Annotated in this window: 23 protein-coding genes; 3 read left to right on the top strand and 20 right to left on the bottom strand. The window is 44.5% G+C overall.

Annotated features, from left to right (window positions below; translation table 11 throughout):
* Positions 1-2: 2 nt before the first annotated feature.
* The 14 genes from RQP52_RS08940 to RQP52_RS09005 all read right to left on the bottom strand — a co-directional run bounded on the left by RQP52_RS08940 (position 3) and on the right by RQP52_RS09005 (position 17,057).
* A complete protein-coding gene (locus tag RQP52_RS08940; RefSeq protein ID WP_315950926.1) occupies positions 3-635 on the bottom strand; it encodes a class I SAM-dependent methyltransferase in 633 nt (210 codons plus the stop codon).
* A gap of 319 nt (positions 636-954) precedes the next feature.
* The gene (locus tag RQP52_RS08945) at positions 955-2,355 is read right to left on the bottom strand and encodes a sulfatase family protein (protein WP_315950927.1); all 1,401 of its coding nucleotides are present in this window, start codon (positions 2,353-2,355) and stop codon (positions 955-957) included.
* Positions 2,356-2,425: 70 nt separating this feature from the next.
* Positions 2,426-4,096, bottom strand: a complete 1,671-nt coding sequence (locus RQP52_RS08950; RefSeq protein ID WP_315950928.1) for an ABC transporter substrate-binding protein — start codon at positions 4,094-4,096, stop codon at positions 2,426-2,428.
* A 22-nt stretch (positions 4,097-4,118) separates the two neighbouring features.
* Positions 4,119-5,012 carry a carbohydrate ABC transporter permease gene (locus tag RQP52_RS08955; RefSeq protein WP_127450845.1) on the bottom strand — a complete coding sequence of 298 codons (894 nt, stop codon included), beginning with the start codon at positions 5,010-5,012 and terminating at the stop codon, positions 4,119-4,121.
* 27 nt (positions 5,013-5,039) lie between these two features.
* Positions 5,040-5,948 (bottom strand): ABC transporter permease, encoded by a 909-nt coding sequence (locus tag RQP52_RS08960; protein ID WP_379174730.1) that lies wholly within the window; start codon positions 5,946-5,948, stop codon positions 5,040-5,042.
* A 203-nt stretch (positions 5,949-6,151) separates the two neighbouring features.
* The gene (locus RQP52_RS08965; protein WP_315950929.1) at positions 6,152-8,479 is read right to left on the bottom strand and encodes a helix-turn-helix domain-containing protein; all 2,328 of its coding nucleotides are present in this window, start codon (positions 8,477-8,479) and stop codon (positions 6,152-6,154) included.
* Positions 8,480-8,652: 173 nt separating this feature from the next.
* Positions 8,653-9,684, bottom strand: a complete 1,032-nt coding sequence (locus RQP52_RS08970) for a zinc-dependent alcohol dehydrogenase (protein WP_127450849.1) — start codon at positions 9,682-9,684, stop codon at positions 8,653-8,655.
* 44 nt (positions 9,685-9,728) lie between these two features.
* On the bottom strand, positions 9,729-10,721 hold the full coding sequence (locus RQP52_RS08975) for a hydroxyacid dehydrogenase (RefSeq protein WP_315950930.1): 993 nt from the start codon (positions 10,719-10,721) through the stop codon (positions 9,729-9,731).
* A 42-nt stretch (positions 10,722-10,763) separates the two neighbouring features.
* Positions 10,764-11,792, bottom strand: a complete 1,029-nt coding sequence (locus RQP52_RS08980) for a Gfo/Idh/MocA family protein (RefSeq protein WP_315950931.1) — start codon at positions 11,790-11,792, stop codon at positions 10,764-10,766.
* Between the two features lie 23 nt (positions 11,793-11,815).
* Positions 11,816-13,360, bottom strand: coding sequence for a type 2 periplasmic-binding domain-containing protein (locus RQP52_RS08985; protein WP_315950932.1), 1,545 nt, complete (start codon positions 13,358-13,360; stop codon positions 11,816-11,818).
* A gap of 29 nt (positions 13,361-13,389) precedes the next feature.
* Positions 13,390-14,271: a carbohydrate ABC transporter permease gene (locus RQP52_RS08990; RefSeq protein WP_315950933.1), complete on the bottom strand. Its 882-nt coding sequence runs from the start codon at positions 14,269-14,271 to the stop codon at positions 13,390-13,392.
* A gap of 32 nt (positions 14,272-14,303) precedes the next feature.
* Positions 14,304-15,269: an ABC transporter permease gene (locus RQP52_RS08995; RefSeq protein ID WP_315950934.1), complete on the bottom strand. Its 966-nt coding sequence runs from the start codon at positions 15,267-15,269 to the stop codon at positions 14,304-14,306.
* 18 nt (positions 15,270-15,287) lie between these two features.
* Entirely contained in the window at positions 15,288-16,046 is a 759-nt protein-coding gene (locus RQP52_RS09000; protein WP_315950936.1) for a sugar phosphate isomerase/epimerase family protein, read from the bottom strand.
* Between the two features lie 72 nt (positions 16,047-16,118).
* Entirely contained in the window at positions 16,119-17,057 is a 939-nt protein-coding gene (locus RQP52_RS09005; RefSeq protein WP_315950938.1) for a sugar phosphate isomerase/epimerase family protein, read from the bottom strand.
* A gap of 234 nt (positions 17,058-17,291) precedes the next feature.
* Between RQP52_RS09005 and RQP52_RS09010 the strand changes: the two genes are divergently transcribed.
* The gene (locus RQP52_RS09010; RefSeq protein WP_315950939.1) at positions 17,292-18,497 is read left to right on the top strand and encodes an ROK family protein; all 1,206 of its coding nucleotides are present in this window, start codon (positions 17,292-17,294) and stop codon (positions 18,495-18,497) included.
* A gap of 101 nt (positions 18,498-18,598) precedes the next feature.
* Here RQP52_RS09010 and RQP52_RS09015 read toward each other — a convergent pair whose 3' ends face one another.
* The 3 genes from RQP52_RS09015 to RQP52_RS09025 form a co-directional block, all read right to left on the bottom strand.
* Entirely contained in the window at positions 18,599-19,561 is a 963-nt protein-coding gene (locus RQP52_RS09015) for a bile acid:sodium symporter family protein (protein ID WP_315950940.1), read from the bottom strand.
* 144 nt (positions 19,562-19,705) lie between these two features.
* Positions 19,706-20,242, bottom strand: a complete 537-nt coding sequence (locus RQP52_RS09020; protein WP_315950942.1) for an NAD(P)H-dependent oxidoreductase — start codon at positions 20,240-20,242, stop codon at positions 19,706-19,708.
* Between the two features lie 168 nt (positions 20,243-20,410).
* The gene (locus tag RQP52_RS09025; protein ID WP_315950944.1) at positions 20,411-20,980 is read right to left on the bottom strand and encodes a TetR/AcrR family transcriptional regulator; all 570 of its coding nucleotides are present in this window, start codon (positions 20,978-20,980) and stop codon (positions 20,411-20,413) included.
* 129 nt (positions 20,981-21,109) lie between these two features.
* Here RQP52_RS09025 and RQP52_RS09030 point away from each other — a divergent pair, with 129 nt between their 5' ends.
* Both RQP52_RS09030 and RQP52_RS09035 read left to right on the top strand, forming a co-directional pair.
* Positions 21,110-21,991 carry a LysR family transcriptional regulator gene (locus RQP52_RS09030; RefSeq protein WP_315950945.1) on the top strand — a complete coding sequence of 294 codons (882 nt, stop codon included), beginning with the start codon at positions 21,110-21,112 and terminating at the stop codon, positions 21,989-21,991.
* A gap of 62 nt (positions 21,992-22,053) precedes the next feature.
* Positions 22,054-23,154, top strand: coding sequence for a GerAB/ArcD/ProY family transporter (locus RQP52_RS09035; protein ID WP_315950947.1), 1,101 nt, complete (start codon positions 22,054-22,056; stop codon positions 23,152-23,154).
* Here the strand turns inward: RQP52_RS09035 and RQP52_RS09040 are convergent.
* From RQP52_RS09040 to RQP52_RS09050, 3 genes are read right to left on the bottom strand one after another with little or no spacing between them, the layout of a single operon-like run.
* On the bottom strand, positions 23,143-23,373 hold the full coding sequence (locus RQP52_RS09040; protein WP_315950948.1) for a hypothetical protein: 231 nt from the start codon (positions 23,371-23,373) through the stop codon (positions 23,143-23,145). The two genes, RQP52_RS09035 and RQP52_RS09040, sit on opposite strands and share 12 nt — an antisense overlap.
* A complete protein-coding gene (locus RQP52_RS09045) occupies positions 23,370-24,542 on the bottom strand; it encodes a Ger(x)C family spore germination protein (RefSeq protein ID WP_315950949.1) in 1,173 nt (390 codons plus the stop codon). The genes RQP52_RS09040 and RQP52_RS09045 overlap by 4 nt, the downstream gene beginning before the upstream one ends.
* Complete coding sequence (locus RQP52_RS09050; protein WP_379175179.1) at positions 24,539-26,110, bottom strand: spore germination protein; 1,572 nt, start codon at positions 26,108-26,110, stop codon at positions 24,539-24,541. Before RQP52_RS09050 ends, RQP52_RS09045 begins: the two co-directional genes overlap by 4 nt.
* Between the last annotated feature and the right edge of the window lie 144 nt (positions 26,111-26,254).

The following is a 26,254-nucleotide window of genomic DNA, read 5'->3' on the forward strand; positions in this document are numbered from 1 at the left end:
TCCTATTCAGATGTTTTTTTACATTTTATCATTAGAAATTTAAATGGCGGTTTATTTTCCACATTCTTATGCGGCTCAACAATTTCCGAAAATTCTAACAGCCCATATTTCCCGAATTCTTGGGTGATCGAATCTGCGTCATAGAAAAACATCTTTACACCTGCGGCGGTCTCATAATAGTCTTTACCCAGTTGTTTGCCCTTTCCAAACATGGGGGCTTCTTTGGAAATCGTCGTAAAAACCATATATCCGTTCGGCTTTAACTGGTTATAACAATCCTTGATAAACTTTTCTCTCTCGTCTTCATTCAACAAATGAATAAGCGCATAGCTAAATATGCCGTCATATAGCTTGTTCTCAAACGGCATGTCAGCCACTGAACCATGAAAAATGTCAATATGCAATCCTTCTTGTCTGGCCAGTTCAATCGCTGTTTTCGAAATCTCAATACCTGTTACATGGATATCATTATCCATAAAAACCTTTGCGTTTCTACCATATCCGATACCAGGGATCAAAATATCCTTGACGGTTTTCTCCAGGAAAAAGTCCTTGGTCAAGATGGCTGAGTCTGCAGGTTCAAATCCCCACATCCTTTGATTCTCGATAAAGCTGGATTCCCAAAATTCTGTCATACTACGCTCTCCTTGAATATGTGATTTTGGTTTATTTGTCAGCAAGATGTATGCCCATTATAGAACGGACGTTCTAAAAAATCAAATTTTTATCCCCAGTTTCCTTCCGCGTGTAAAAGGGCGCATTTCGATGAAATAGCGCCCTGGAGTTCCCTTCGCTGAATGAGAAAGCGCAACGCGCTTCGAATTCAGCGCTGCTCAAGGGCTCGGTGGTGAGGCTCGACCTCACCCTATCGCCAGAGCCCTCCCCAAACACTAAAAAAAGACCGCAGCGGCGATCTTTTTCCTTTCACACACGAAATGGTGAGAAATCCGCGTGTCATTTCGATGAAACAGCTGTGCTTCTCCCCGATTCCTGATATCTTTCAAGGACAAGCTTCATTGCTTGGACAATCTCAGGGTACTCATCGACCAGATTATTCGTTTCACCAATATCTTTACTGAGATCATACAATTGGTACAGCGGCGATCCTTCCGGTTCTTCACCAGGCTTTGGATAGCTCCACCCGCCCGAGCCCGGGCATAACTCCAGCTTCCACTTCCCTTGGCGAATAGAGAACGCCCCCTGAATGGAATGATGAACAATGGCTTCTCGCAATGGCCGCTCATAAGGCAGATCAGCCCAAACGGGCAGATTGCTAACGCTATCCTCACCTGCGTCCGGGGGTAATGTTACTTCTAATATCTCTGCAACCGTTGCGAGCAAATCCGTGAGGCAGACGGGCTCATCGCTCATGCGCCCAGCTTGTATGCGCTGCGGCCATTTCACAATCAGCGGTATCCGATGCCCGCCTTCATAAATATCCGCTTTATGACCGCGGAAAACATAACTTGGGTTATGTCCAAATGCTGCAAGCTCCTCATAATTAGCACGAGGTGAGCAGCCATTATCGCTCGTATAGATTACGATTGTATTGTCGGACAGCTGTAATTCATCGAGTTTATTCATTATTTGACCGATCACATCGTCACACATGAGTACGAAATCACCGTACGCGTTTGTACCGGATTGACCAACGAAGGCTTCCGATGGCAGGATGGGGGTATGCGGAGCAGGTAACGGGAAATAGATGAAAAAAGGCTTCTCCTTGCTCATCTCGATCCACGCCAGTGTTCTGGCTGTAAGTTTAGGAAGAACTTGGTGGTGTTCGAAATCCGGTGAGGTAACCCCTTCACGCCAATAAGCCACCGGATCATCGTTGCGAGTTATGCGATCCGGCAGCTGAGTAACCCGGTCGTTCTCGATATAGACATAAGGAGGCATATCCAGCGATGCGCTAATCCCGTAATAATAGTCAAATCCATGCGATATCGGGCCTTTTTGGACGGGCTCTCGATAATCAACTTCACTTTCCGCGTCGCCTACCTTCGCCCATTCCATGCCTAAATGCCATTTGCCGATACAAGCCGTCTTATATCCCTGTTCACGAAGTAAACTGGCGACAGTCATTCGGCCATCCTCAATGAGTGGAGCGGAGAATCCATTCAGAACGCCCTTCTTGAGAGATGATCGCCAATTGTACCTTCCAGTTAAAATGCTATATCGAGATGGCGTACAAACGGCCGATGAAGAATGAGCATCCGTAAAGGCGATCCCTTCTTTGGCCAATCGGTCGAAATGAACCGTATGAATTTTGGAATTTTTGTTCAGGTAGGAAATATCGCCATATCCCATATCATCCGCCAGTATATAAATAATGTTCGGTTGTTTGGATTTCATCTGTTTCTCCTCCTAAATGATATGAGCAGTTTAAAAAAGCATGGATTACTCCATGCTTTTCGCTAGAACCTTATTTTTTCATTTTCGCATCATAAGCGGCTTGATAGATGTCCAAATATTTTTTCAGATTCATATCATTCAGTTTCTTCACATAACCGTCCCATTCTTTATCAATATTGGCGTCACCTGTTGTGAAACGAGCGATCATCTGATTGATATAGCCCGTCAAAGTCTTCTCTAGATCAGCAAGCTCTGTCGCTTGGTCGTTCGAGAAGAATAAAGCTGGAAGGACAGACTCGGGCTTTTGCCTATACGGCTCATAGTTATTTCTGGTCTCTGTAAAGAGCTTGACTTCCTGCGGATTTTTCGGATCTGCCATCTGCCCAAGCCGAAAATCGTTGGAACGGAGCGACGGTGCGGATTGCCCGCTCCAATTGATATTGTTGGCTGCATTGGTCGGAATGGCACTAGGAAGTGTTTTCCATATCGCTTGTTTTCCATTAATGCCTAACTCTCCGCTTGCTGCGTAATCCCACTCGGTTCCAGGACGACCAATCGTTTGACGTAACGTCATCTCCGTATTGTAGAGAAGGTCACCTAAACGGAATGCAGCCTCTGGATTTTTCGCTGTGCGTGTTACGACATAATAGCCTTGAAGTACGCTTGATTTCCATGGCGTCGTTTGTACACCTGCAGGTCCTTTCAAGGAAGGTACGGATTGCACTTCCAACCACCTGCCGCTCGGACCGTTAAAAGCGGTGAATATGCCGTTATGCTGTGAAACTTCGCCGCCCAGAATATTAATATCCGGATTCTCACCCATCGCTTTCGCTTGATCCCGATCTTGTGTGAACGATTGCGGTGCAATCAAGCCCTCAGCATACAACTTGTGAAGGTAAGTCAACCCTTCTTTCCAACCTGGTGTATTGACCGATGTCGTCACCTTGCCATTATCAACAAACAACCGCGTCGTAATGCCGGAGTCAAGTACAAAGGAGTTCATGATAAAGGAATCGATATTTACGTTCGGCCCAACCGCTGCACCCGACAGCGGAATCTCATCCGCTTTACCATTTCCATTGGGATCCTTCGTCTTAAATGCTTTTAGAACGTTATACAAGTCGTCTGTTGTTTTCGGCATCTGAAGACCCAACTTGTCTAACCATGGCTGGTAAATCCACATTTTTTGCGACATCGAGCAGTGATAGCACTCATTCACTTGGGGCAAAGCATATATTTTACCTCCAGGTGCTGTAATCTCCTCTTTAACCCCTTGAACGATATCGAACATTTTCTTCGTTTCCACGCCGTATTGATTAATATAGGGTGCGAGATCCAGGAAGTCTCCCTGCGTGCCATAGATCAACTGTTGGGTTGGCGAAATCCCGAAACCCATGATGACATCAGGCAGATCACCACTGCCAAGCACAAGGTTCAATTTTTCCACAGCTGACTTTTCAGGAGCAACCGTCCATTCAATATGAATATTCGTTTTCTCCTCCAAATATTTCGTGAACTCGTTGTTCGCGTAATCACTTACGCCTGGAAAGCCTTTGACCAATACTTTAATCGTCGTTTTCTCTTTGGTTATCGGCAATTCTCCTGCTGCTGTGACGTTGCTGGTTTTCACCGGATCCTTTGCCGCTTCTGCAGGCGCATCTGCTTGTTTATCTGCACACCCTGCAAGGACAACCCCGCTTGCCAGAAGAACGCTTAATCCCATACCCCACATTTTTTTCATTCCAAGAACAACCTCCCCTTATTTATCCTTTCAAAGAGCCAATCATAACGCCTTTAATAAAATATTTTTGCACAAAGGGATAAACGAGCAGTAATGGCAGTGATGAAACAACAATTAACGAGTATTTCAAAAGTGCGCGTAAACCTTCTTGAGCGGCAATTTCTTTCATGTCCAGCATTGAAGCATCCACTTCGTTTTGCACGAGAATTTCTCTTAAGACTAATTGCAACGGATATAACTTCTGATTATCGAGGTACAATAAGCCATTAAAATATTGATTCCAATATCCAACCGCAGAATAAAGGGCTACTACAGCGATGATCGGACCTGACAGCTGCAGAACGATTGAAAACACATATCGGAAATCGTTGCAACCATCGATTTGAGCCGCTTCCAGCATTTCATCCGGTAATGTCGTTTTGAAATAAGTACGTGTAATGATAATGTTAAACACACTCATCGCACTTGGAATAATCATAGCCCACGCCGTGTTCAGCATCCCCAGATCTTTCACCAATAGATAAGAAGGAATTAGCCCTCCTGAGAACATGGTCGTGAAAACAAACAACAGCATAAACCAGTTTTTACCGAATAAATCACGTCTGGAAAGTGGATATGCAGCAGCAATCGTCAGTACAACACTAAGTAATGTACCTGCTACCGTATAAAAAACGGAATTTCGAAAGGAACTCCAAATTAACTTGTGCTTAAACACAGCCGCATAGCCATCTAAGGTTGGTTGTACCGGCCAAAGCCAAACTTTCCCCGAAATCACAGCGTCAGGAGAACTGATAGAAGCGCTTACAACAAACACTAGCGGGTACAAGATGACCACAAGAAACAGACAAATCAGCAGCATATTGACCCAATTAAACCATTTGTCACCTCGTGATTCGAGGATATGTGACTCTTTCATACCTCCTTGCACCTCCCTGCTACACCGTTACCATAAGCTTTCTTGCTTTGCACGTTTCGCGATTTGATTGACAATAATGAGCATGGCAAGTCCAACAACTGATTTGAACAAGTTAATAGCCGTTGAGTATGAGTAGTTCATCGCTTGTGAGGCGAGTCCCACCTTATACACGTAAGTATCAATGACCTCTGAGGATCTAAGGTTTAATTGATTTTGCAGGAGCAGTACCTTCTCGAAGCCAGAATCCATAATATGCCCTGTGTTCAAAATAAGTAAAATGATGACAACAGGCATAATACCAGGAATATCAATGTGCAAAATTCGCTTAAATTTACTAGCGCCGTCGATCACCGCAGCTTCATGCTGAGACGGGTCGATACCTGAAAGCGCTGCCAAGTAAATGATGCAAGAGAAACCTACGTTTTGCCAGATGCCCGACCAGACAAAAACAGAACTAAAATAGCTTGGCTTCGCCATGAAATGAATGGGTTCAAAACCAAACACCCCAAGCAATAGATTGACAATCCCCTTTTCTGGATCCAGAAGGACGAGCACAATCCCCGCCATAACGACGACAGAAATGAAATGCGGTGCATACGTGATCATTTGTACCGATTTCTTAAACCACTTGTTTTGAATGTTATTAATGGCCAGTGCCAGAAGGATTGGGAAAGGAATACCTGCAAGCAAGCTGTAGAAGTTTAGAACCAATGTGTTTTTTAAAAGGGTGCCAAATTCATACGAATTGAAGAATCTGATGAAATGCTTGAATCCCACCCAACTACTGCCTGTGATTCCTTTCGAAGCAATAAAATTTTTGAAAGCGATTTGCGCACCATACATCGGATAATACTTGAACACGATAATGTAAAGAACAGGCAGCGCTAATAGAACGTACAGCTGCCAACTGCGATGCAGCTTCTTTAAGAACGGCATTCGTTTGATCCCCGTATTGGTTTTTGCCAACGTATTTACACCTGCCACTGTTTTCAATTGGGTAACCTCCCTTCGTCGTTGTATAGCTTCAATGTAAGGGTTACCCTCGTTGCATGTATATATGAAAACGTTTAAATCCTGTGCAATCCTTAGGTTTTGAGGATGTGCAATTACTTTATTCATGTGCAAATGTTATTTTTCCGCTAAACATTCACTTCTACAGACCTTTGATAAACCGTTGCGCTAACCCCATGGAGCCGCTTGAACGCCCGGCAGAATGTATTGGATGAGGCGTATCCTACTTTGTCTGCAATCTCTTGAATGGCATACTCCGAATTTCTTAACAAATGCTTCGCATGCTCCATGCGCAATTGCTCCAAATAATCTGAGAAATTGATACCCGTTTGATCCTTGAAAAACTGTGACAAATACACCTTGGATACACGAAGTCTATCAGCGGCCTCATCCAGACATAACGCTTTGTCAGCAAAGTTTTTCTGAAGCATCGTACGAATATTATCCAGTAGTTCAATGTTACGACTTGAGCGCTGCTCCACGACATGCTGACAAATCGTCGAATAAGCAAGACGTATCGCTGCAAAATGTTGCTGCAAAGTCTCATAAGAAGGCTCCGCGCCATCTATCCGCTGAATTTGGATATAAACTTCCTCAGCTTGCATGCCTAATTGCCGTAGAAGTTTGATGAGATTCCCCCACAATTCACCAATAAATAAACGGAGAACGGTTTGTGAAAGGTGTCTGTTTTCAAAATTTTCGGTGTACAGGGCTTGTAATAGACGTGTAACCTCTTCCTGCTCACCAGCCAATGCGACATTCATGAGCCGTCCTTCCATGTCTTGCGGGTAATGGTAATCATTGAGCGCCGCTGGGAGCTCGTCAAACCACTGCAATCCATCCTTGCCCAATCGTACTAGGGCGAATAAAGCCTCTCTAGCCTGCTCATAGGAGCGTGAGATTGCGGTTACCCGGTCACAGTACCCCCCGATGCCACAATCGGATACAATCTGAAACCGCAAGTTAATCGCCTGACAGACCTGTTCCATTAGTTTCGTTATGTTTTCTCGATGCTTGTTAGCATCATGCGAATATACACTTAGTAAAACGGCAATTTGGTCTTGCGCCACATCATATGCAAATCCGTCTGCGCCTACAAGTTCCCTGATTAACTCAGCGGATGCGAAGCGGACTCGATCCAGATCTTTGAGCAGCCGTTCATTATAGCCATTGTCATACCCTTGAATGCGAATGAGCGCGACGACATATTGCCGATCTTCATCCTCCATCCCTAACCCTAGATGCTTGAGCAGGACATCCGCATCCCTTGTTGATAGAAATTGTCCTTGCATAAGCCTTCTGAAATAGGATGCGCGTAATAAAGGCACCTGCAGCTCCAACTCGGATTGCAGTTTACGGTTAGAAAGCGCCAGGCCGGACACCGCTTCACTTATAAAGCCATACACATCGTGCTGTTTCACTCCGCCTCCAACGAGTTCTTTCAGCGACTGGGCAAGAGCTCGAAGCGGTTTGCTATTCCGATATGCCAGAAAATAGGCCATGGATACACCAATCACAAGAAAAAGCAGCGTTAAGGAGAAAATAATCTTTTGAATATAATGCACTTTTCCTAAAAGAATAACTTTCGGTTGACCAACAACGTACGTCCATCCATTTGTCGTTGATTTTGTATACGTAACAATCATGGATTGATTATTCAGCTTTTGCTCAACAATGCCATGCTGTTCCTTCAAATCAGCCAATCGCACGGGAAGTCCCGTATCTTCGCCAGATAACGAGCTCATAATGCGGCCCTGATCATCCAGAATATACGCCCAGCCACCTTCCGTTAAGTTAAGTCCCTGAAACAGCTTACGGATCTCAGCTTGATCAATCATCACAGCGATAACCGCCTGCGGATTACCCGGTAGACCTAACGATTGTAAATACGTCATCATTTGGTAGGAGCTATTTCCAGTATTCATGTGTTCAGAGGGGAGAAAAGAGCGGGAATGATAGGTCTGCAGCCAATTCTTCCGCATCTTCTCTGTATCTCCGCCATCATAAACGGCAATCCGGCTAAAAAATTCGTCCATGGTATAGCTGGAACCCGGTGTGAGAACAAGGTCGCTATTCTTGAAAAGAATATAATAGTTATAGACGAAGTTATTGGAAAGCTTAAAATCATATAAGCTTTTAATCGTATCTAGGACGGAATACGTGTTGGCACCTTGGAAAGGATCCGTCACCGTCATAAATTGAATGACTTTCGTGTTGGCGGCAACTTGACGTCCAATTGAAGTAATCTCATCCATTCTTCGTTCAAGAATATCTCTGCTTTGCTCCAGAACAAGCCTGTGATTCTCAGTGGCATCTTTTTCCATTACATGAATGGTTTCTCGGTAGACGATATAACCAATACCTAACAGCATACAAATAAATAAAAGATAAGGGATTAACATACGAATAAAAACTTTATGTCTGACATTCGTATCCGGTACAAGCCACTTACGCATGGGCCATTTCCTCCTTGCTACCTCTAAGCCGATTGGATGCATTTACTCTCAGTATAACAAAGTATTGTGAGCGCTTGCATAAAATTTCACCTAGATTCAAAAGTCTGAAACGATGTTTCTCATCGTTACATCAAAAAAAGAGCTAAGCAGATCCAGCTGCTTAGCCCCTCATTTTATTTAACTTCACAGTCAATCATGACGTGAATGGTATCTCCCTTATGCTCGTTCCTCAATTGGAAAGCTCGGGAAACTTCCGCAAGCGGAACGATGTGAGTAATCATTTCCTCCGTATTCACTAATCCGTCGAGAACCAACCGCAATCCTTCATCGAAGTAACGCCGATTATCGATGTCACGTTTGGGTTCCGTTGACAGGATATCCAGCCGTTTTTTATGCACCTTGAAAAAATCAACCGGCTTGTGACACGTGCCAATGCACCCATACATGACGATTCGCCCATTCTGCGCTGCCGCATTAATGGCATCAACCATACCTGCTCCTTCCAGAAGACAAGGAATGACGACATCAAAGCCATCGGGGAAATCTGCTCCCACGATATCCATCGTATCCGCATGTTCATGCGGAATTTTGTACGTATGGGTGGCGCCATATTTGCGTGCAAGCGCCAGTTTCTCGTCAAACAAATCGGTGACGACCAAATTTCTAGGACTAAACATATTGATAACCTGCGTCATCACTAGACCGCTGACGCCCTGACCCGTGATCAATACGTTCTTATTCGGTGAAATGTCTCCGAGTTCTGCGGCATGGATAATACCTGGAAGCACTTCAATCAGCGAGCCCTCGATTAAGGGCAAATCTTTCGGCAACACCTTCAGAGAAAACGGGGTGCAGCATACATACTCGGCAAAAGCTCCCCAAACATATCGAAGAGCAACATGATCGCCAACCTTGACACCAATCACATTAGGGCCGACTTTATCAATGATGCCTGCAACTTCATGTCCCAGCCTTGTAGGATATGATATAAATTCAGGTTCGCGTGCGCCACGGAATACTTCAACATCACTGCCGCATATCCCCACCCACTTAACTTTTACTCTTACTTCGCCATCCTTGGGTTCTGGAATCAAAGCTCTTCTCACGCTAATCTCGCCAATGGCGTCCATAACCGCACACATCTGCGTACCAGGACCATCATAATCAACCAATTCCATGGGAGGTACGGACATTTTTCTAACCATTTACATTATTCTCCTTCCATCTATCCAAAGTATTCTTCAGCCTGTTAAGCCATAACTTCCCACATTTTCTCGTTCACTTCATACATGGTCTTCTCTTCCTGCAAGCCTCTAATGATGTCTTCGACGACTTCCTCCATTAAGGCGAGATGACCTTGTACGGAGGCTCCGGCAATATGAGGTGAAAGAAGAACATTCGGAAGAGAGCGGATAGGATGATCAACAGCAAGAGGCTCTTTTTCAAACACATCTAGAGCAGCAAAGAACCGTCCGCTTTGAAGCTCTTCCATGAATGCCTGTTCATCTACCACAGGACCTCTAGAAGAGTTAATGAAGACAGCACCATCCGGAATTAGCGCGAGCAATTCTCGGGTCAGCATTCTTTCCGTAGCAGGAAGCTTGGGCGCGTGAACCGATATAATAGGACAATTCATAACCTCCTCGAGTGTAGCCCTTTTAGCATTCAGTCGGGCCGCTGCATCTTCACTCAAATAGGGATCGTAAATGAGAACATTGACTTGAAAAGGCGCAAGCAGCTTGATAAACGCGCGAGCCGTAGAGCTAGCTGAGATGATGCCCACCGTACTTCCGGTAAGCTCTCTGCCTTTCAAACCAGCAATCTTCCATTTGCCATCCCGCATGGTGGTATGAAATTCAGTCAAGTGCCGAAGGGATGTCAGCAGCGCTGCGAGGCAATATTCACCCACACTCAAGGCAATCCTTGGGGCTGCCGAGTAAACTTTGACCCCTTGCGCGAAAATTTGTTTGGGAACAAGGTTCTTCACAGTTCCCGCTGCATGCCCGACGGCACGAAGCTTGACGGCCTTCTCAAGCATTTCATCAGTTAAGCTAGGCGAGCCCCAACTGGTAATAATGACTTCAGCCTCAGCAATTCGTTCTGAAAGCTCTTCCTGCGTGTAATCACGTCCTGTCTCGTTCCACACAGGTTCGAAGTACTCATTTATTCGTGCACGGCACGCCTCTGAACAGACTTCATCCAATCGAGATTGTGGTGAAAGCACCCATGTTTTTAACTTCATTGCAGAAAGTCCTCCTTCGTTTTCCTTAGACAAGTCCAAGATTTAGAGCTGCACAACCTGCCCGGTCCGCATAGATTCAAAGCAACCATCCATGACCTTCATCACCTGGATGATCTCCCGACCTGATGCCAGCGGTTCACGTCCTTCTCTAATCGCATTAGCAAATTCTTCAAGCTGCCATTTGAAATTAGGGAATGTAGACTCACAGGTTTCCAGCTTCTCGCCGTTCAGGCTAAGTTCATACTCATCTTTCAGATGCAGCAAACCGTTCGATCCAATTAAATAGCGCTCATAAATGCTGTTTTGCGTCGACCATATCCGCTTCCCGGTAAGACCAACTTCATCGGTTGGGCGGCAACCGGCGTTAAACGACATCCACACATTCGCCATTTGACCATCGCCAAAATTCATGGAAATGGCCACTTCATCTTCACCCGACCAATTCGGATTGTTGGAATGTCCCTGCGCATAAACGGACTTCGGAGCTCTACCATATGCCCACTGAATATAGTCTAGTATATGGCTTCCCCATAATGGAATGATAAATCCACCAATTTTCGATTCGTCCTTCCACCAATCTGCCGCTGGCTTATCCATATGCGCCAATAGCATCGCATTGATGTTAATTAATTCACCAATGGCTTTCTTTCTCACCTGCCGAATCGATTCCATGACCGGTTGGTAGAAACGGCGGCTTTGCCCAATCATTAACGTAACTTTACCACGATTCGCCGCCTCCGCCATCTCCTCCGCTTCCTGCACATTCATCGCCATAGGTTTCTCAACTAGCACATGTTTGCCGGCACGAAGCGCCTTAATTGAGTACTCCGCGTGAAGATCATGTGGCAGAAGCAGCAAAAACGCGTCAATATCCGGATCATTTACCGCATCATCGTAGGAAGTGTAGGTATGTATCCCTTCGCACTTTTCGGCTTCTTGCCGCAATTTACCTTCATCGCGAGAAACAAGGGCAACAAGTTTAATTTGATCGGATAGCTCCCGGATGGCCGGAAGATGGGACTTCGACACGCGCCCCAATCCGACAACGGCTAATCGCAATTTATGCAGCATGTTTGCTCGACTCCTTTTTCTCTTTATTTACCGGATTTCCTGTCTTGATAGGACTTATTAAATTCATCCGTCATCTTCATGTAGTTGGCATCCGCTTTATACGTCTTTACCATCGCATCCCAGGATTCGATCGGTTCTTTCCCCATAATTACTTTGACCTTCATATCGTCCATCTTCTTCTTGTAGTCTGGTCCCATTTTCAAGTCAATATCGGACATCAAACCAATGGATACATCAGGTACGCCATAATTTCCTCGTTCATCGATAATTTTCTTATTACGCTCGAAGGTCGCTTTCGGCATGCCCACGCGATATGCCCATAAGTACGGATCAAATCTTTCGAAGATTTTACCGAACGAGCTTTGCGATACACTGTCCTTCACCGCTTGCTCTGTCGCCGTTTTAAAACCGTCCACCACGGTGAAGTGGATATCCTTCAAGCCGTAACAGGCCAATTCGAAACCTTCCTCGGATGCGCCATAATCCATCAAAGCCAGGATTTTCTTCATTTTGGCCTCAGGGACTTTTTTCGGAATCACATACAGCCCTGCGAAACCAGAACCGGTAGGAACCATTTTACCTGCTGCACTTTCCAAATACGTCATAGCCACAAAATCCGCTTTCGGATCAAGCTTTTGCGCACCTTCCGTAGCACGGAAAACACCTTCTGTTGTATCCACTTGGACACCGACTTTACCGGCTTTCCCCATGTTTTCAAAATCGGTTGTTTTCATAGCAACGAAATCTTCAGGCAATATTTTATCCTTATACATCTTGTTAAGATAAATAAGTCCTTCTCTTGTCCCCTGTTCTAGATCAGTGTCAACCAGTTTGCCGTCTTGCAACTTCCACTTGCCATTACTTTTATTGAAAATATCAATGACTTTCTCCCAGTTCTTTCCGTTATATCCGTACGTGTCAGCTTTCCCGTTCTTGTCTGGATCTTTGTCGACGAAAGCTTTCAAAGCGGTGTAGAACTCATCCATGGTGTGCGGCATCTTCAGCCCTACGTTATCCAACCAATCTTGACGGATGTTAAAGAAGCTGCTTCCATGAAGCGGTCGTACCGACGGCAGGATATATTGCTTGCCGTTTACTTTGACACTGTCCATAATCTCTTGCGGATAAGCCGATAAATTTTTATAATCCTTCAAATATGGCGTCAAATCCCAAAAAGCACCTTGCTTGATCATAGTGATCGCCTGCGTTTGCTTCATGTCTTTGATTTTCATCAAATCCGGCATATCGCCTGAAGCTAACATGACGTTCTGCTTCTCTTCCCACGCATTGGGAGATGCCCAAGTAATCGTCAACTTCGTATTCGTGCGCTTCTCGAATTCCTTGGTCACCGGATTATCGGCAGCCGGTGGTTCCGGTGTGCTAAACTCCGTAAAAATGCTAATTTCCGTTGGTGGACCGCTGTCAGCTGCAGTTCCCGTTCCTGTACCTGTTCCTGTTGTTGAAGCCGGTGCTCCGCCTGAGCAAGCTGACAGAACCGATGCAGCCATCATGAAGGTTATAGATACAGGCAGCGCTTTGCTCGTCATTGACCTCTCATTTTTTTTCATATGAACCCTCCTCTTTCATTTTAAAAAGATTATCCTTTCACCGAACCCAGCATGACGCCTTTGGCAAAATGCTTTTGCAGGAACGGATAAACACACAGGATTGGCAATGTCGCAATGACGACAGCAGCCATTTTTAAAGTTTCGGTAGGGATGCTTTGTTCGGCCATCATCTGTGCTGCAGCAGCCCCTCCTGCTTGCGTCGATGAGTCGATTAACATATTGCGGAGCACCAGCTGAAGCGGCCACTTAGTGTAATCATTGATGTACAGTACCGCACTAAAAAATGTGTTCCAATACGCCACTGCGTAGAATAATCCAAATGCGGCAAGAGCTGGAAGAGATAGAGGAAGGACAATGCGGAAGAAAACGCCGATATCCGTGGAACCGTCAATAATGGCGGATTCTTCTAATTCAACAGGGATGCTGTCGAAAAAGCTTTTCATGAGAATAACGTACCACCCGCTTGTCAGCACCGGTAGAATTAAGGACCAGACGCTGTTAATCAATCCCAAGTCGCGAACCAGCAGGTAAGGTGGGATCAGTCCCGGACTGAACAAAAGTGTGATCAGAATCAATAACATGATCAGTCTTCTGCCCTGCAACCGCTTACGGGATAACCCATAGGCCAGTGCAGCTGTTATCACAAGGCTGAGCGCTGTTCCGACAGTTGCTAGAAAACCACTGATCATCGTTGCATTTTGAAAAGCTGATGTAGACAACAAATATTTGTAGGAATCCAGTGTCCATTTCTGCGGAAATAAGAGATAACCTTGCTTTTGGATGTACTCTGCTGGATCCGTAAATGAAACGACAAAGACATAATAAAGCGGAAAAATCGTAATGATCGCTATGACACCGAGCACGATTATATTCATCGTATCAAATAGACGCTCGCCTAAGGTTCGATTCATCATTCTCACCCCGTTTCCCGTATTTGCGGAGATCAGTATACGCCTTCCTCACCAAATCGTTTAGCCAACTTATTGGCTCCAATAACCAAAATCAATCCAACCACTGATTTGAACAAGCCGACGGCGGTGCTGAAGCTGAATTGCCCCTGCTGAATACCTAGACGATAAGCATAGGTTTCAAAAACATCGGCCACATTGGAAACGGCGCCATTCATCATCAGAAATACTTGCTCGAATCCAACATCCATGATATGCCCGAGCTTGAGGATGAACAACACGATAATGACACTTCGAATCGCGGGCAGCGTTACGTGCCAAGCTTGCCGAATACGGCCCGCTCCGTCTATTTTCGCCGCTTCATACAGTCCAGGATCGACTCCCGCGATAGCAGCAAGGAAAATGATCGTTCCCCATCCCGCTTCTTTCCAGACGTTCTGCACGGTAAGCAGGATCCAGAAACTGTTTTCATTCGTTAAAAAGTCGTATTTGGCAGCCCCTAAACTGACTAGCATCTTATTAATAATCCCCGACGATTGCGATAACAACAAGAAAGTAATCCCTGCGATAATGACCCACGAAAGAAAGTGCGGCATATAAACGATGGATTGAATCCATTTCTTGTAGACTTCATTGCGCAGTTCATTCAGCATAAGAGCAAGCAAGATCGGCAGCGGGAAAAAGAATATCAAACTTAACAAACTGATGGCCATCGTATTTCGGAATAATAGGTAGAAGTCTTGGTTGGAGAAGAAGCGGATAAAATGGTCAAAACCAACCCATGGGCTTCCCGATACCCCCATATATGGCGAGTAATCTTGAAAAGCGATGACGACTCCCCACATCGGGACGTATTTGAAGATCAGGAAAAACAACACACCTGGAGCAATTAACAAATACAGAAATTTGTCTCGTCTAAGTCCATGTAGTACATGCTTCCATCTGCTTTGCGGGACAGTTTCTGGGATACTACCCAGATGCCATTCACTCTGAGCTGCCATTTGCCCTGCACCTCCTATTTACTTAAAAAGCGACTTCGCATAAGCAAGATCTTCGGTAATGTAGCGGTCTTTGTTTGCCAAATCCGTGTACTCTGCCGTCAAACAGATGACACCGGCATAGTTTCGTTCTTTCACATAGCTGGCAATTCTCGGCCAGTGCGCCATCCCGTGCCGTCCGGTCGTGAAATGACGTTTCCACTCCGCTGTTTCAGCCTCGGGTCCGTTACTGCGCAGAAAGAACCCATTTTTCAAATTCACCATTGCCAGATGGGACCAAACGATATCCAATCCATATTCAGGCTGTTGCCCCGCGAATGCATCGTGCGCAGCATCCCAGACGACGCCGATATGCTCGGGGTTTATTTGATGCATCAACTGCATAATACCGTTCGAATCGATGATGTAGTTTCCGTAATGCTGCTGGATGCCGACCTTTACGCCATACTTTTCGCAAAGCGGGACAAGCGCCTCCAGTTTCCGCTTGGTCCTCTCTTCCGTTGCCTTATACCCGTCCTGATCGATGTTGACCATGATTCGGATCAGAGGTACACCGGCTTCCGAACATGCAGCGAAAATCGATTCATCCGTTGATGCGGCAACGCTATAAATGTTGACCCCTTGCTCGTTTAACTGCTTGGCAAATTGCGGCAGTGTTTTCCAAGCTGTCTCAGGCTCTACCTGAAACCCGTCTCGAATAGGAAGCTCGATGCCGTCAAATCCAACTCGGCTTACAAAGCTGGCCAGCTCGGGAGCCATTTTATCTTTCCAATGTTTCACAAACAGTGAAAATGAATAAGGTTTTTCCGAATGTTCCACAGCTGCCGTTCCTCCCTTTCCCTCGCGCATTTTTTATACATTAACATTAGATTTTGTGACGCTAAGAAGGTGCTGCACATCGTGATAACATTGCTGAGCTAATTCGGTATGTACGGGAAGATCGGAGCCAGGCTTGCTTACACTTTCAACGGTGAGGTAACCGTTGTATCCGATTTGTTCCAGCCCTCGGAACACTTCGTACCAATCAATCCCACCTTGATTAATAAGACGATGACAGAAATATTGCTCTTCTTGTTTACCCTGCTTCGGTATGACTCTATGATACCTGCCGATATGCGGTACATAATCACTATATTCGAAAGCCCAAGGATACTGGTTTCCTTGCAGCTTCACTATATCCTTAATATGAACGTTGAGGAGATACGGTTTTAAACGTTCAATGGTTGCTATCCCATAATCGGTCGGCACTTGATACAGGTTAACCGGATCCATGATTAGCCCTACATTACTGCGCCCTACTGCTTCTACAAAAGCGATCGAGGAATCGGCATGATCGCAAAGCGTTCCGTGATGCATCTCAATAACCGCCCGTATATTTCGGATGTTTGCCGCATCGGCGCATTGCTGGAACCACTTGATTGCCTTAGCAAAGTCGTCCTTGGACACCTCATCGGAATGCTGGAATCCTGGGTTCAATCGCATCATGCCGCATCCAATGGTTGAGGCAAATTCGAGATAGCGCTCCCACTTCAGAAATTCCGCATGGTTTTCCTCTTCCGTATTACAAGCAAAATTCCCAACAAAAAGGGATAGATTGATTGGAGTTAGCCGATAATCTACGAGCAAACTTTTAATCTGCTCCGCTCGTTCTTGCGAGATATGACCATCTTTTAATTCACCAACACCTCGAATCTCGACGCCCTCATAACCAATAGCAGCCGCATCTTTCAAAAAATGCTCAATAGTTGAATCATCATACATATTACCGCCTAAAACGATCATTGATTTCATCCCGCCCTTTCTGTAATAGCGCTTTCAATAGTATGAGGATATCATAAGTTATACCTGCAACTTATGTCAACATTTAAATTAAGTTATTACGTTACCTGTTAAATGTTATTATAATCAATAGAAAAACATTGATCTTTGTTCTGATTTTTATTAAAGTAAGCTCATTACCACTATTCGTATGGGTTCAGGTATAATCGTTTTAATTACATAATGATATAGCGACGGTGATAACACATGATAAGTCCATATAAAAGCGATCAAAAGGGTACCAAAACCAGCATCATTCAAGCTTTGCGTATGCACGGTTCCATGCCTCGAATTAAATTGACCAAAGTTACGGAACTGAGCAGAGCGACCATCTCTTCCACGATTTCCGAACTCATGGATTGTAATCTTGTCCAAGAAACAGAAAAAGCCCCATCAACGGGAGGCCGTCCAGCTATCTCATTGGAGCTAGTCCCAGGATCACCTGGCATTATGGGCGCCGATCTGGATAATCAAATATGGACGTTAGGTGTGTTTGATTTACTGGGGAATGTCATCCATCTTACGAAAATACCTGTCAGCTCTCCCCTGCCCGAGATTGCGATTCAAGAGTTAACGGATCAAACGGCAAAATTTGTTAAAGAATTGAATATCAGTGTCATCCAATTATTCGGTCTGGGAGTTCCAGGTCTTGTCGACACAAGAAGAGGTATAATTAAAAGCGCTTCAGATTTGGGTTGGTCGAACGTGGAGATTGAGGACATAGTAAGTAAAAAACTTGGATGGCCCACTGTAGCCATCAACAGGCACCGTGCCCGTGGGCTTGCTGAATGCCGATTCGGTTCGGGCAGCAGCTATAAGCATATGATCTATGTTGGGGTCGGTTCCGGGATTGCTGCCGGAATTTTTAATGATCGACAGTTGGTTTCAGGTTCGTTCGGCGGAGCAGGTGAGCTCGGACATATTACGGTTGAGCCGGACGGTCCGGTATGCCCTTGCGGAAATAACGGTTGTTTGCACCTCTATTCAACGGCTTCTGCCATTGAACAGGAAGCGCGCAGACAACTTCGGTCCGGACAGGAAGATAGTGTGCTCAACCGTGTGATAGCTGGAAACGATCTTCAACTTCTGCAAGTAAAGGACGTTTGCTTGGCTGCGGATCAAGGTGATGCTTTGGCCTTACGTATCGTTAACCGCGCCGCCACGTATCTCGGGATCGCGTTGGCTAATGTGGTCAATTTGCTCAATCCGGAGGCGATCATTCTTGGGGGATCCATTCCCAGCATGTGCAGCACATATGTCCAAACCGCCACAAAAGTTATGAAACAGCGGTCCATGTTAGCCCTCTCTGCCGGAATAGCCGTGGACACGGCCGTCTTACCCGAAATCGGCGGTGCACTCGGCGCAATTAATTTTGCGCTTGATCAACATTTTTCTTTTACTATGATTCAATAAGAAAAGCGTAAAAAAGCCTCCAGCCCACTTGAGAGTGGTCCTGAAGGCTTTTTTAGTTTCGCTATATCCTTATGTTAACGTCAAGTGTACTCACATCTCAACTATGCTGCTTTTGCTGTGTGGCCGTTTACTCCGTAACTTTTAGCCAGACGCTGCCCGAATATCGCCGCCAAAATCTGCTGAAACAGCATGCCTGCGACAACTGGAAGCGCCACTGGCGGCGGAAAAAAGCTGATGGCGAGCACCGCACCTGCACTTAAATTTCGCATCCCGGAATTAAACGTTAAGGCTATCGTAACTTCGCGTTCCCATTTCATCATCCGTGATACCAGCCAACCTGCCAAATATCCGATGGTAGCGCTCACGAAAGCGATTACAATGATTTTGATCAACTGCCCATTCATGTTCTTGAGATAAGGAGCTATGACCGAGGAATTAATCGCGACGACCACAAAAAGGCCTATTTTAGAAAAAGGCGCAAACCTGGGTCCCCATGTGGTTTTAATTCTCCCTTTTGTCCACTGATTAAGCATCGTGCCGATCAATGAGGGAATCACGACCATTAAGAATAATCCTCTCATAATTTCCCATTGGTCCATATGTACCTTCGCTCCAACGATGATTGAAAGACTAAGTGGCACAATAAAGGGAGACAGAAGTGTGTCTAGCAAGATCAGCGCCAAAGTAAGCGCTATATTTCCTCCGTAAATAGTGACCCATACCAAGCTAACTACACCGGTAGGAATAACGAATAGGAGAACAAAACCAGTCTGAGTCAAATCATCTCCTGGGAAAAAAAGCGAGCCGGCGGCCCAACCAAGCAATGGCATGGCAAGATGCAAAATGATAAAGTTAGCGACAATCGGCAGCGGATGCATCAACACCTTCTGTAAATCTTTAAAATTAGAGCCAATGCTACCGAAGAACGTCATCAACGCAAATATCCATGGCACCAGAAAGCTCAGATTGTGCAGCCAAACACTGCAAATTAGCCCAACAATAACAGCCGTTGGCGTAACAAAAGGCATTGCTTTCTCGAGAACTTTATTCAATCGGATAAGCATATACACCCCTCCTTTCTCTATTGATAAGGATTCATTTTAATTACGAGACAATTGTAGCACAATTGTGAGTCTTGATACTTACTATTTCAACAAAATAAAAAGGCTTCCACCCAAGTGGGCGAAAACCTTGTAACGACATCTTTCTTAAACCAGCACTCCTGGTTTGACCGTTTTGAGATGCTGCACATAATCTTGAGCGCTTTTTGCTACACGTTCATCTGTCACATTAGACGTATCGTTCAAAGCAAAGTGTGGCAGATACGAGGCGCTAATAAAATGAGCAAGCGCTTCTACCGGGCGCAGCATCTCTTCTAAAGTAAATCGATTGGACCCGCTTTTTGAATACGACTCTTTGGTGCCATACGTCGAGATCGCAACACCGATTTCTTTTCCAGCCAGTTTGCCCTCTGGTCCATAAGCCCAACCGTATAACAATACGTTGTCAAACCACTTTTTTAATAATGGCGGTGTGCTGTACCAATAAAATGGGTATTGAAAGATAATGCGGTCATGCGACTCCATTAACTTCTGCTCTTTCGCAACATCGATATTTTCGTCTGGATACGTTTTGTATAGCTCATGGATGGTGTAATCCGTTTGATCTTGCAAGGCCTTCACCCATGCTTTATTCCAAGTGGATCCTTCCATGTTCGGATGCGTAACGATGACTAAAGTTTTCATTTTATTTGCCTCATTTCATCATTGATTTCGTTTAATTTACGATTGACGGCATACTCATTTACCTTCATTATTTTTCTTTATTTCTCAAGAAATGATACGCCATAATAAAATATTATTAATTAACCTATTAATAGGTAGTCAAAATTAAAAAATAATCCGCCTGCTTTTTCAAGTTAAGGCGGATAGCAAACCATCGACAATCATATCAAACTTTTTGACATCACTAAAACTTCTTGCTAGTAGTTGCGCTCCTTGAAGTGAAGCCAGAAATTGATGGGCTCTCACATCTGCGGGGCCTTCAAATTTAAGCTGATCATCGAGACGCCCCTGCTCCAGCACACGTTCCAACCATTCTAAATTCGATGTGAAAAATTGAGCTAAGCCATCTCGAACTTTGCCGGAAAGAGTAGCTAAATCCGTTGAGAGCATAACGCTCAGACAAGTACGGTAATCTTGGACTGGTTCACTGTAAAGTAAAGTGAATTTGCGCAGTTTCTCCAAACTATGCTGAGTTTCCAAATCAATTTGTGAGACATAGGTAATAAAATTTCTTTGATACCGTGTAATCAGCGCTTCTCCCAGATCCTCTTTGTTGGGGAAATAATAATGAATACTGGCATTCCGTATCCCTACTTTGTCTGCAATGTGAGAGTAGCTAAATCCGTTAAAGCCAAATTGCTGCACAAGCGACTGAGCGGTGTCCAAAATAAATTCTGCTGTATTTTTATTTTTATCCATAAGTAAATTCTAGCTATCAGTAGATAGCATGTCAACATGCAAGGTATTCTTTTATCATGTATAATGCAGAATAATGACATTCATTATCTCAATCTCAGATATCTAATCGCACCGATACAGGAGGCTTTTATGGATATTCAGTTGCTCAAAGTTTTTTTTACCACGGCACACGAAGGCAGCATTTCCAAAGCAGCAAATAAATTAAAGTTCGCCCAGTCCAACGTCACGCATAAGATTCAACAACTGGAAGCTGATTTGCAAACACAGCTCTTCTATCGCCACAATCGGGGAATAACGCTTACGCCTTCCGGTCAAATCCTTGTTTCCTATGCGGAGAAAATATTGCATGTGATTCAGGAAGCCCGGCTTGCCGTGGGGGACTCCTCCGAGCCCGCAGGTCCCTTGCATATTGGCTCCATGGAAACAACCGCCTCCGCCCGGCTGCCCATGCTGCTCACCAACTATCATACGGAATTTCCCGCAGTCGATTTCACATTAACAACGGGTCCTACAGAACAGCATATCCATGGCGTGCTTCATTATGAGCTTAACGGAGCCTTTGTGGCAGGTCCCGTAGAACATCCAGATCTGATTCAAGAAAAAGTCATTGATGAAGAACTGGTCCTAGTCACTTCATCTTCCCACCCTCCCATCCGTTCTATCCATGACGTGCAGGATCGCCCGCTTCTCGTCTTACGCAGCGGTTGTGCCTATCGGGCAAAATTAAATCTGCTGCTCAAAGAAGAAGGTTTAATCCCTGTTAAACTGATGGATTTCGGATCACCGGAAACGATTATCGGTTGTGTCGGCGCAGGCTTAGGCATTTCGCTTTTGCCACGTACAATCGCTGCCGAACCAGAAGAACAAGGACGAATCCGCACGCATAAAATTACAGGCAAGCATGCCATCGTCACAACGGTGTTCATCCGGCGCAGGGATGCTTTAATCACACCAGCATTATCCGCTTTCTTATCGGCTATGCGTAAGCATTTCACGGGATCTAACGTATAATTAGCTATCGAAAAGTCAATACTTGGAGCAACCTCTGTGAGGTTAGGTGAGGGGGGGCTGCTATGCAACATACAGAAAAAATTACAGGTAACCAATTAGGTATCCTACTATTCTCTTTTATCGCTTCCACGATCGTCTTAACCATTCCTGGATTGATGGCGATGTTTGCCAAACAAGATGCTTGGATATCGGTGATACCATCGACTACAACAGGTTTACTAAGTATTTGGGTGATGACCAAACTCGCGAATCGATATCCGGGTCTGACAATCATAGCGTATAGTCAAAAAATACTCGGTAAATGGTTAGGAACCTGTTTGGGCCTTTATTATATCTACTTTTGGTTTATGTCTATTTCGATTATGACCATACAACATACCTTTTTCATTAAAACACTGCTATTACCAAGAAGTCCGTCCATCATAGGAAGTCTGACGTTATTGATCCTTTGCGGTCTAGCTGTATATATGGGTATTGAGGTCATTGGAAGATGTTCTGAGTTTCTTACGCCACTGAAATTGGTTTTTTTGATTCCACTTTTGATACTGACGATTGGTGCAGCGGATCATGAACAACTAAAACCAGTTTTAGCAGACGGCTTTCTGCCGGTATTACAAGGAGCCATCCTACCGGCAGGAGCATTTATGAATCAGTTGTTTATTTTGGGATGGCTGCTTCCCTATTTGAATCAACCCCAAAAGGCGTTTAAAATTTCCTTGTATGCGCTTATATGTATCTTTGTTTTTATTTTTATCATTGTTTTATCTACGATTTTGGTTCTCGGTTCGTTAACAGGTCAACTCAACTATTCGTATTTAAGTGTTATGCAATATATAGGTATTGAAGGTTCATTCGAACGCCTCGAAGCCATTGCTGTCATGGTATGGGTCATTGGGAGTTTCGTGAAAGTTTCGGTGTCATTGTTTATATTAAGTATTAGTATAAGCCAGATTTTCGGCATTCGGAATTATCGTGATCTCGTGGCGCCAATCACCCTCTTGTGCCTCATTGGATCTGTTTGGGTTTTCAAAAATGGTGCTGAACTTCAGACTTATCTTACATTAATTTACCCGAGCGGGGGTTTTGTAACACAAAGCCTCATACCGCTTTTACTTCTCCTGATAGACACAATCAAAAGAAAAGCTATGCCTTCAGCGCATTAAAAGCATTTTTCCGATGGGTTCAAAAACAATTTTGAACGGGACGACCATACTCGGCAGCTCAACTCGAGCAATTAATAAAGAGCCGACGATAGACGATATGGCCATTAAACCGCTGAATACCGCTGCTTCTCTATTTTTTTGCCTTTGCAGATTAGATCGGATTGTAACAAAAGACCATACGATCATGAAAGATACAAAAAGAATGATTTTGACGATCATTTTATGATCTCCTTTCTCTTCAAATGTAAAGGAGGACCTGCCATCCCGCTGCCTAATATATTTATCTTTACATCAAAGGAAACGGCTACCTCCGGATACTTATTGTCCCATTGATCTTTCAACGTTTTCCACTGTTTCGGCTCGTCACGGTAGATTTCTCTGCCAAAACCCACACTATCTACTTTGTATTGCTTCTGGACTTTGGATAACGTATCGTGAATTTGTTCTTCAACCGCTTTCTCCAAGGCTTCCTCAACAATTTTAAGATTCTCTGGTATTCGAATATCTAAATTGGTGTTATTTTCCCAAATATTCCCTTCACCTTGAAGCTGTATGTTAAATTTAATCTTACCCCCACTGATCTCCGGAGTAATTTTCCGATCCGTTTTTGATAAAATCATCCCAACCGTTCCACCGCTATCTGGTATATTTGCATTAAGGCTCCCATGCTTCATTCTATTTGTAACCCATAGAAATCCATTGGTTTCATTCTCGTTTAGAAAACCAGCTAATTTGAAGTCCTTAAAAATGGCCGAGCCGGCTAGCTTAAATATATGGCTTTCTTTGACTCCTTCTGTTATGCCATCCGGCGTGATGGCTCCCAAAACGGGGCTGATTCCTTCTCCAGACGAGGCTAAAAAAAAGTCTCGCAATGAGATTGCCAGCTCATTTCTTAAGCCTTCCATTTCCTTGATGGCTTCACTGGGCACTTGTTCAAAGGGGTATTTCACTTTCAGAATGTCCCGCCCTTCTCCTCCCTTTACAACCATGATATATGTTTTTAAGCGTTGTTTTGAATCGTGGGTGTAAATGTCGAGAATGTCTTGAATTCCACGTTTAGACAGCTTCTCACCAATGTAAATAACGACGCGGTGTGCAGTAAACAGTCTACGCGAACTTTTTTTCTGAAGCCTATAGAAAGCTTCATTCACATTACTACCCTCAGCGGAAATAACGAAAAACTTCTCGTTGCTGTTGCCTCCACTCCCCGGCCCTCCTTGCGCAGAGGAAGGAATTGCAATTTGATGGGATAAGATATAGTTCCCGTCTTCGGTTATGTCAAATGCCGTACCCATAATGAAAGCAAGATCGTTTATTTCCGTTCGGTCCCAACAGCCACTTGTGGTCAGCAGTGTGATTAGTACCCCTATAAAAAGGAATGGTTTCATTCTGGAGCTCCCTTCCTTTTGCCCGCAGATTCAGGGCTTGGTTTTTGACCTGCAGGCTCACGTACTGCGTCGTTAAAGCTTGTTGCTTTAGGACGTTGAGTTTTAGCCCATATAGGTGCCCGGATGATGACATCCTTTAATTCAGAGAATGTCATCGGAGTTGCTGGAGCAAAGTATGGGACTCCGAACGAACGAAGCGATGAGATATGTAACACAATACCCAGTAAACCGATTACAATGCCATAAAGACCAAGCGTACCCGCCAGTAATAGCATGGGAAATCGTAGCAATCGGATTCCATTAGCAAAACTGTAACGAGGAATCGTGAACGCTGCAATACCAGTAATGGACACAATAATAACGACCGGTGCGGAAATTATGCCTGCTAATACAGCCGCTTGTCCGATGACCAATGCCCCTACAATACTTATCGCTTGCCCGATTTGCCTAGGTAATCGAATCCCTGCTTCCCGTAAGGCTTCAAATATAATTTCCATTAAGAAGGCTTCGATTACGGCTGGAAAAGGAACAGGCTCTCTAGAGGAGGCAATACTCAGTACCAGATTAGTAGGAATCATTTCCTGATTGAAGGTCGTAATTGCGACGTATAGAGGAGGAGCAAATATCGCGATACTAATGAAAAGGAAACGAATCCATCGCACAAAAGTGGCGATTGGCCAGCGGATGTAATAATCCTCACTTGCCTGGAGCCCCGTCCAGAAGGTCATGGGAACAATTAAAACAAAAGGAGATGTATCCACGAGAATAGCTACTTTTCCTTCCAATAGTTCGGCTGCAACCACATCCGGTCGTTCCGTACTGTGTACAAGTGGAAATGGGGAAAATGGACTATCCTCGATAAACTCCTCCACGTACCCTGAATCAAGGATTCCGTCTATTTTAATCCTTCCAACCCTTTCTCTAACTTCCTCAATGATCGTCTCCGAAGCAATTCCAACAATATAAGTTATAACAACTTGCGTTTGTGAAAGTTCACCGAGTATAAAAGACTCCATTTTTAATCTTGAAGTCTTAATTAAGGAGCGAATTAACCCTATATTCCTTGAAATATTTTCGATAAATCCAACCCTGGGCCCGCGGATGACGGGTTCAGATGTCGGTTCGTCTAGGCTTCTTGTTGATTTGGCATTCACCTTCACCATCATCGCATCGCAGTTCCCTATGGTGATCACGGCTGCATGGCCATTTAAGACTTGTTTCACGATGTCAGTTACTTTGGATATAACACTCGTCATCCCTAGGGAGATACTTTGATCATCCAGCCATTCTGTTTTTGCTATCTCTTCCTGTCTTTCCGATGCAGCGATTAATGGCTTCAAGATATGATCATTAATCAACTCTTCTTCAACCAGGGTTGCAAAGTAGATAATAAGCCAGTGGTTGTGTCCAGCCATTTGAACATGACGGAAAACGATATCAGAGCTGTTGTGGAATATCCGTTTAAGAATAAATTCATTATGCTCTAAATCCTCGGTTAACCCGGAGTTCTCTTCACCTTCAGATTGAAGTTCCTCAGGTATAATTGGATACCCAGGTTTCGTGCGCATCCATTTCCTAAACCATTTCACTGAACAGCCTCCTACAGAAAACACGGATAGATCTAATTTCCCATTTTTTCTCCAAAAATATTCTTGGATGAATGGTCATCTTCATCGCGCTCTCCTTGTTATGGTTAGGAAATAACGCATATA

This window comes from Paenibacillus violae, from assembly GCF_032461945.1.
Taxonomy (GTDB): domain Bacteria; phylum Bacillota; class Bacilli; order Paenibacillales; family NBRC-103111; genus Paenibacillus_E; species Paenibacillus_E violae.